The organism is Dermacoccus sp. UBA1591 (genome assembly GCF_002322065.1).
GTDB classification, from domain to species: Bacteria; Actinomycetota; Actinomycetes; order Actinomycetales; family Dermatophilaceae; genus Dermacoccus; species Dermacoccus nishinomiyaensis.
Window position 1 is genome coordinate 1 of sequence record NZ_DCNR01000123.1, and the last position, 5,838, is coordinate 5,838.

5 protein-coding genes are annotated in these 5,838 nt (G+C 67.8%); 2 read left to right on the forward strand and 3 right to left on the reverse strand.

The features are described 5' to 3' along the window. Nucleotides 1-255: 255 nt before the first annotated feature. Together B2284_RS14000 and recO are read right to left on the reverse strand one after the other, a co-directional pair. Nucleotides 256-1,185, reverse strand: coding sequence for an isoprenyl transferase (locus B2284_RS14000; RefSeq protein ID WP_370448850.1), 930 nt, complete (start codon nt 1,183-1,185; stop codon nt 256-258). Nucleotides 1,186-1,241: 56 nt separating this feature from the next. Next, nucleotides 1,242-2,051 (reverse strand): DNA repair protein RecO, encoded by an 810-nt coding sequence (recO, locus tag B2284_RS14005; protein WP_038568662.1) that lies wholly within the window; start codon nt 2,049-2,051, stop codon nt 1,242-1,244. Nucleotides 2,052-2,278: 227 nt separating this feature from the next. On the opposite strand from recO, the gene B2284_RS14010 reads away from it, so the two are divergent. Beyond that, nucleotides 2,279-2,920 (forward strand): alpha-ketoglutarate-dependent dioxygenase AlkB, encoded by a 642-nt coding sequence (locus B2284_RS14010; RefSeq protein WP_074045592.1) that lies wholly within the window; start codon nt 2,279-2,281, stop codon nt 2,918-2,920. Between the two features lie 103 nt (nt 2,921-3,023). Beyond that, nucleotides 3,024-3,512, forward strand: a complete 489-nt coding sequence (locus B2284_RS14015; RefSeq protein WP_062257796.1) for a DUF4186 domain-containing protein — start codon at nt 3,024-3,026, stop codon at nt 3,510-3,512. A gap of 207 nt (nt 3,513-3,719) precedes the next feature. On the opposite strand, the gene leuA is transcribed toward B2284_RS14015, so the two are convergent. Continuing rightward, nucleotides 3,720-5,471 carry a 2-isopropylmalate synthase gene (gene leuA, locus B2284_RS14020; protein ID WP_074039893.1) on the reverse strand — a complete coding sequence of 584 codons (1,752 nt, stop codon included), beginning with the start codon at nt 5,469-5,471 and terminating at the stop codon, nt 3,720-3,722. Nucleotides 5,472-5,838 lie beyond the last annotated feature (367 nt).

Here is a 5,838-nt window from a genome sequence, read left to right on the forward strand (position 1 = left end):
TCAGGACCGCACCGAATGTCGCGACGGCACTGACCCTGCCGCATGGCGACGGCGCAAACACCTCACGAAGGCGCCGTCTCGCTCGTGTCACGGCGGCGCGGACGCGTCACGGCGGCACTGAATACCATGACGGCACTGCCCCGGACTCCGGTCTCGAGGGGTGAATCAGGCGACGCGGCCGGCATCTGACACCACTGCGAACTGCGTCCCTCTGTGCGCTTTTCGTCGACCTTCGTAAATCGCAGGGGGGCCGGGTCAGTCGATGAGGCCGTCGTCCTCGTAGATGCCGCCGCCGTCAGCGTCGGGGTCCCCCATGAGCACCGGGTCGTAGGACGGCTTGGGCTTCGACGGCGCACGAGCTGCCGCCGCAGCGTCGTCCGCAGCCTGCTGAGCGGCGACGGCGTCGACGGCTCCGCCATAGCGACGGTCGCGCCGGGCGTAGATGTCGACGGCCTCCCACAGCTTGCGACGGTCGAAGTCGGGCCACAGCGTGTCGAGGAAGACCATCTCGGCGTAGGCGCTCTGCCATAGCTGGAAGTTGCTCGTCCGCTGCTCGCCGGAGCTGCGCACGAACAGGTCGACGTCCGGCAGGCCCGGCGCGTAGAGGTAGCTCTGGATCGTCTTCTCGGTGATCTTCTTCGGGTTCAACCGGCCGGCCGCGACGTCGTCAGCGAGCGAGCGTGTGGCATCGACGAGCTCTGCGCGCCCGCCGTAGTTGACGCACATCTGCAGGGTGCAGACGGTGTTGTTCTTCGTGCGCTCCTGGGCGACTTCGAGCTCGCGCACGACAGAACGCCACAGCCGCGGCTTGCGCCCCGACCAGATGACGCGCACGCCCCACGAGTCGAGCAGGTCGACGCGACGACGGATCGTGTCGCGGTTGAAGCCCATGAGGAAGCGCACCTCCTCCGGCGAACGGCGCCAGTTCTCCGTCGAGAACGCGTAGGCGCTGATGTTCTTGACGCCGAGTTGGATGCAGCCGGCGACGACGTCGATCAGCATCGCCTCACCCGCCTCGTGGCCCTTCGTGCGCGGCAGACCGCGCTCGTTGGCCCAACGCCCGTTGCCGTCCATGACCATCGCGATGTGCTGCGGCACCAGCTCAGCAGGAATCGCGGGCGGCGTGGCGCCGCTGGGGTGCGGGTCGGGTGAGATCGGCACGGGCGTCGTCCTTCGGGTCGTGATTCTTGTCGTCGTGCTGCGTGACGTAGGTGTCCCGACGTCTCGGTGAGGACAGTCTCTCAGGACGCCGGGTGCGCGTCGTGCGTCGCAGGCTCGGCGGGTGTCGCGGGTGGGGTCGAGCGAGCGACGACGGTGTAGTCGCCGCGATCGACGTGCCTGAGCGAGCGCACGCCGTGTTCGAGGTGCCATTGGACGTATGCGGCGATGAGGTTGCTCGACTGTCGACGCGCGTCGTCGCTCGTCGCGGCGACGGCGTTCCAGTGGCCGCGCAGCAGGGCGTCCATGAGGACGAACGTCTCGGGCATCGGCGCGGTCGATCCGGGCGGGCGGCACTGCGGGCAGACGGCGCCACCGACGGCGAGGTTGAACGCACGCTGCGGGCCGGGGTCGCCGCAGCCGGCGCAGTCGATGAAGCTCGGCGTCCACCCGGCCGTCGCGACGGAACGCACGAGGTAGGCGTCGAGTACGAGATGCGCGGGGATCTGACGCTGCGCGAGCGCTGCGAGCGCCCCGGCGAGAAGGTTGAAGTGGGCCACGACGCGGTCGGAATCCTCGCAGAGCCGGTCTGCCGTCTCGAGCATCGCGGCACACGCGGTGTAGGAGGGATAGTCCTGCGCGATGGCGTCGCCGTAGGAGGCGAGGAGGTCGACCTGAGTGACGACGTCGAGGTTGCGCCCCTCGTGCAGCTGGATGTCGACGACCATGCCCGGCTCGAGACGCGCCCCGAACTTCGACTTCGTCTTGCGCACGCCCTTCGCGACGGCGCGCTTCTTGCCGTGATTGCGCGTCAGCATCGTGATGATGCGATCGGCCTCCCCCAGCTTGTGGGTGCGCAGCACGATGGCGGCGTCACGGTAGAGGGGAGGCATGTCTCCATTGTCTCGCGGTTGCCTGCGTCAGCGATAGCGGGCCCGCGTCTCGTCCGCTGACGGCGCAACTCGTCGGGCGGATGCGTCCCCAGGCATGCCTCAGCCGCCGACATGCGTTCTGCTCCCCCACCCCCGCCGTTTCCCCCTGCGTCCAACTGCACCCGGGTGCATCTGGGCGCAAAGGGCGGGGCTGGACGAGTCAGGACAAGAGGCGCATAATCGAACACATGTTCGCAGGTCTACAGGGGTCGCTGCTCGACCAGGTCGAGGAGGTCGGCGTGCGTCCGCTCGTAGGCGCCGTCCGTCGCACCGAGCTGACGCGCGGGGCCTGGGTCGACCTGCGCCCCGGCTTCATCACCGGCGCTGACGAGTTGTTCAGCCGCCTCATGCTCGGTGGCAGCGCGGGCGTCGACTGGCGGGGCGAGCGTCGCGTCATGTGGGACAAGGAGGTCACCACGCCCCGCTTGCTGCGCTTCTACCGCGGCGACGAACGCTGGCCCGACCCCGTGATGCGCGACGCCCAACGCGCGCTGAGCGACCATTACGCCCCCGAACTCGGCGAGCCGTTCACCACCGCCGGCATGTGCCTCTACCGTGACGGCCGTGATTCCGTCGCGTGGCACGGCGACAAGGAGGGCCGCTCGAGCACGAAGGACACGATGATCGCCATCGTCTCGATCGGCTCGCCGCGCACACTGGCGCTTCGCCCCGTCGGTGGCGGGCAGAGCCTGCGCTTCCAGATCGGCCACGGCGACCTGCTCGTCATGGGTGGCTCTTGTCAACGGACCTGGGAGCATGCCGTTCCGAAGACGACGAAGTCCGTCGGGCCTCGCATCAGCATCCAGTTCCGGCCCTACGACGTGAGATGAGATTCAACCCCGTGACGCATGCCGTCAGCCTGCAGCCGAGGGGCGTGGGACCACAGGACGCGCCCACGGCGCCCGCGCCTCGACGACCTGGGGAGCAGTAGCCATGCCCGACCCACGGCCCCGTTCTTCGACGCCCACTCTTGCGACCCGCAGTGTCGAAACCCTTGACGGCGCGCTCGACCGGATCGGGCGATCATCGTTCAGGGCGAAGTTCCATCTCAGCCCGGCCGATGCGCGGTACGCGCGCGATCGGGGGCGTCGCGAGATCGAAACCCATGCCGCGCGCTTCATCGGCGAGCGCCTCGCCGCTGCCAATCCCGACAACGACGGCCGGCAGACCCCGATGCGCGGCCATCCGGTCTTCCTGGCTCAACACGCGACGGCGACCTGTTGCCGCGGATGCCTCGCGAAGCACCACGGCATCGTCAAGCACCACCCGCTGACAGACGAGCATCAGGTCTACGTCGTCGCCGTCATCATGCGCTGGATCGAGCGAGAGTTGCGACGCCTCCCCCACGATTCCTGTCGCGCTCCGCTGCCCCCGTCCAAGCATCGGCGACCGGGCATGTCATCGGATGCGGCGCTCTTGTGAGCGCTCCCCGCGGTATGTCGCACAACGCCCGTCACCCTGACACGACGAAGCGGGTGGAGCCCAGCACCTTCCCCGGTCGCTGGGTTCCACCCGCTCGTCCCATTATGCCGTGTCGCACCGAGGGCCTCATGCGTCGCGGAACACCGAAATAGTTGTGGAAGTTCGCGCTACCCAGAGCGCGAACCTCCACAACCCTTGGCCCAGCCGTCAGGCCGCAGCCGCCTCCGCGTCACGCTCGGCACGGTTGACGGCCGACAGGATCGCCATGAGCGACGCACGCACCGTCGATTCGTGGATGCCGACGCCCCACAGCACGCGGTCGCCGATGGCGCACTCGACGTACGCCGCAGCCTTCGAATCCTCGCCGGACGAGAGCGTGTGCTCCGTGTAGTCGAGGAGGCGCACGTCGACGTCAATGGTGCTCAGCGCGTCGAAGAAGGCGTCGATGGGTCCGTTACCCTCACCCGAGATCGTCACGGGCTCGCCGCGATCGAGCAGACGGACGGTGATCTTGTCGCGGCCGTCGTCCGTCGAGTCGAGCTGGCTGCCGACCGGCTTGAAACGACCCCAGGCGCGCTCGCCCTCACCGGTGCCGGGCAGGTACTCGTCGGAGAAGGTCGACCACAGCCACTGCGGCGTCACCTCGCCGCCGGCTGTGTCCGTCCACTGCTGCACGACGCCAGCGAACTCGATCTGCAGGCGGCGCGGCAGGTCGAGGTTGTACTCGCTCTTCAGCAGGTACGACACGCCACCCTTGCCGCTCTGGCTGTTGACGCGCACGACGGCCTCGTACGAGCGCCCGACGTCGTGCGGGTCGACGGGCAGATACGGCACACCCCAGACGAGCTCGTCGATCGACTTGCCCGTCTCCTTCGACTGACGCTCCATGTCGTCGAAGCCCTTCTTGATGGCGTCCTGGTGCGAACCGGAGAACGCCGTGAAGACGAGGTCGCCGCCGTACGGGTGACGTTCGCCGACGGGCAGCTGGTTGCAGTACTCGACCGTCGAACGGATCGTCTGGATGTCGGAGAAGTCGATCATCGGGTCGATGCCCTGACCGAACAGGTTCATGCCCAGGGTGACGAGGCAGACGTTGCCGGTGCGCTCACCGTTGCCGAACAGGCAGCCCTCGATGCGGTCGGCGCCCGCCATGTAGCCCAGCTCCGCAGCCGCGACACCCTCGCCGCGGTCGTTGTGCGGGTGCAGCGACAGCACGACGGACTCGCGACTGTCGAGGTGACGCGACATCCACTCGACCGAGTCGGCGTACACGTTCGGCGTCGCCATCTCGACGGTCGCCGGCAGGTTGATGATCATCTTGTGATCGGGCGTCGGCTCGATGACGCCGATGACCTCGTTGCAGATGCGCGCCGCGAATTCGAGCTCGGTTCCCGTGTACGACTCGGGCGAGTACTCGAAGTACACCTTCGTCTCGGGGATCGTCTCGGCGAGCTTCTTGCACAACCGCGCCCCCTGCAGGGCGATGTCGACGATGCCGTCCTCGTCGAGGTTGAACACCACGCGACGCTGCAGCACCGACGTCGAGTTGTAGAAGTGGACGATCGCGCTCGGCGCACCCTTGATGGCGTCGAACGTCTTCTCGATGAGGTGGTCGCGGCACTGCGTCAGCACCTGGATCGTCACGTCGTCGGGGATGTGGCCGCCGTCGATCAGTTCGCGGACGAAGTTGAAGTCCGTGTCGGACGCCGACGGGAAACCGACCTCGATGTCCTTGTAGCCCATCTGCACGAGCAGCTTGAACATGCGCATCTTGCGCTCGGAATCCATCGGGTCGATGAGCGCCTGGTTGCCGTCACGCAGATCGACGGCGCACCAACGCGGCGCCTTCTCGATGATCTTGTCGGGCCACGTGCGGTCGGGCAGGTCGACCTTGATCTGCTCGTGGAAGGGGACGTACTTGCCGATCGGCATCGTCGTCGGCTGCTGAGATCCGTGCATGGGTGGTGTTCGCCTCACTGCGTTCGTTGCGGGTGCCGGCCGAGCACCATTCAACCCCGCGGTGAGGATGGCCGACTAGTTGGCCCCACCGCGGCAACGAAGAAGGAGACTCACTCCCCGAACCGTGCGCATGCCACCAACCTAGGGGTGACGCGCCCCACACCACCACCCGCACGTCGCCGTCGTCCAGCAGGCGGACGGCGGCGGGCTGCCGCAAGCTTCCTCGCCGGCGGTGCGTCGTTACCGCGCGCTCATCCCACCACAGGATGACGACGGCCCGGCGCGCGGCGTGAATAGCTGGGCGGGTGAACGACATCTGGAGCCGCGGGCCACGTGCGCGACGCTGGATCATGGCGGCCGAGGGGCT

Bases quoted from the DNA above. Each gene is read 5' to 3' on its own strand.
- recO (WP_038568662.1), bottom strand. From the start codon at position 2,051: ATGCCTCCCCTCTACCGTGACGCCGCCATCGTGCTGCGCACCCACAAG.
- B2284_RS14010 (WP_074045592.1), top strand. From the start codon at position 2,279: ATGTTCGCAGGTCTACAGGGGTCGCTGCTCGACCAGGTCGAGGAGGTC.
- B2284_RS14015 (WP_062257796.1), top strand. From the start codon at position 3,024: ATGCCCGACCCACGGCCCCGTTCTTCGACGCCCACTCTTGCGACCCGC.
- leuA (WP_074039893.1), bottom strand. From the start codon at position 5,471: ATGCACGGATCTCAGCAGCCGACGACGATGCCGATCGGCAAGTACGTC.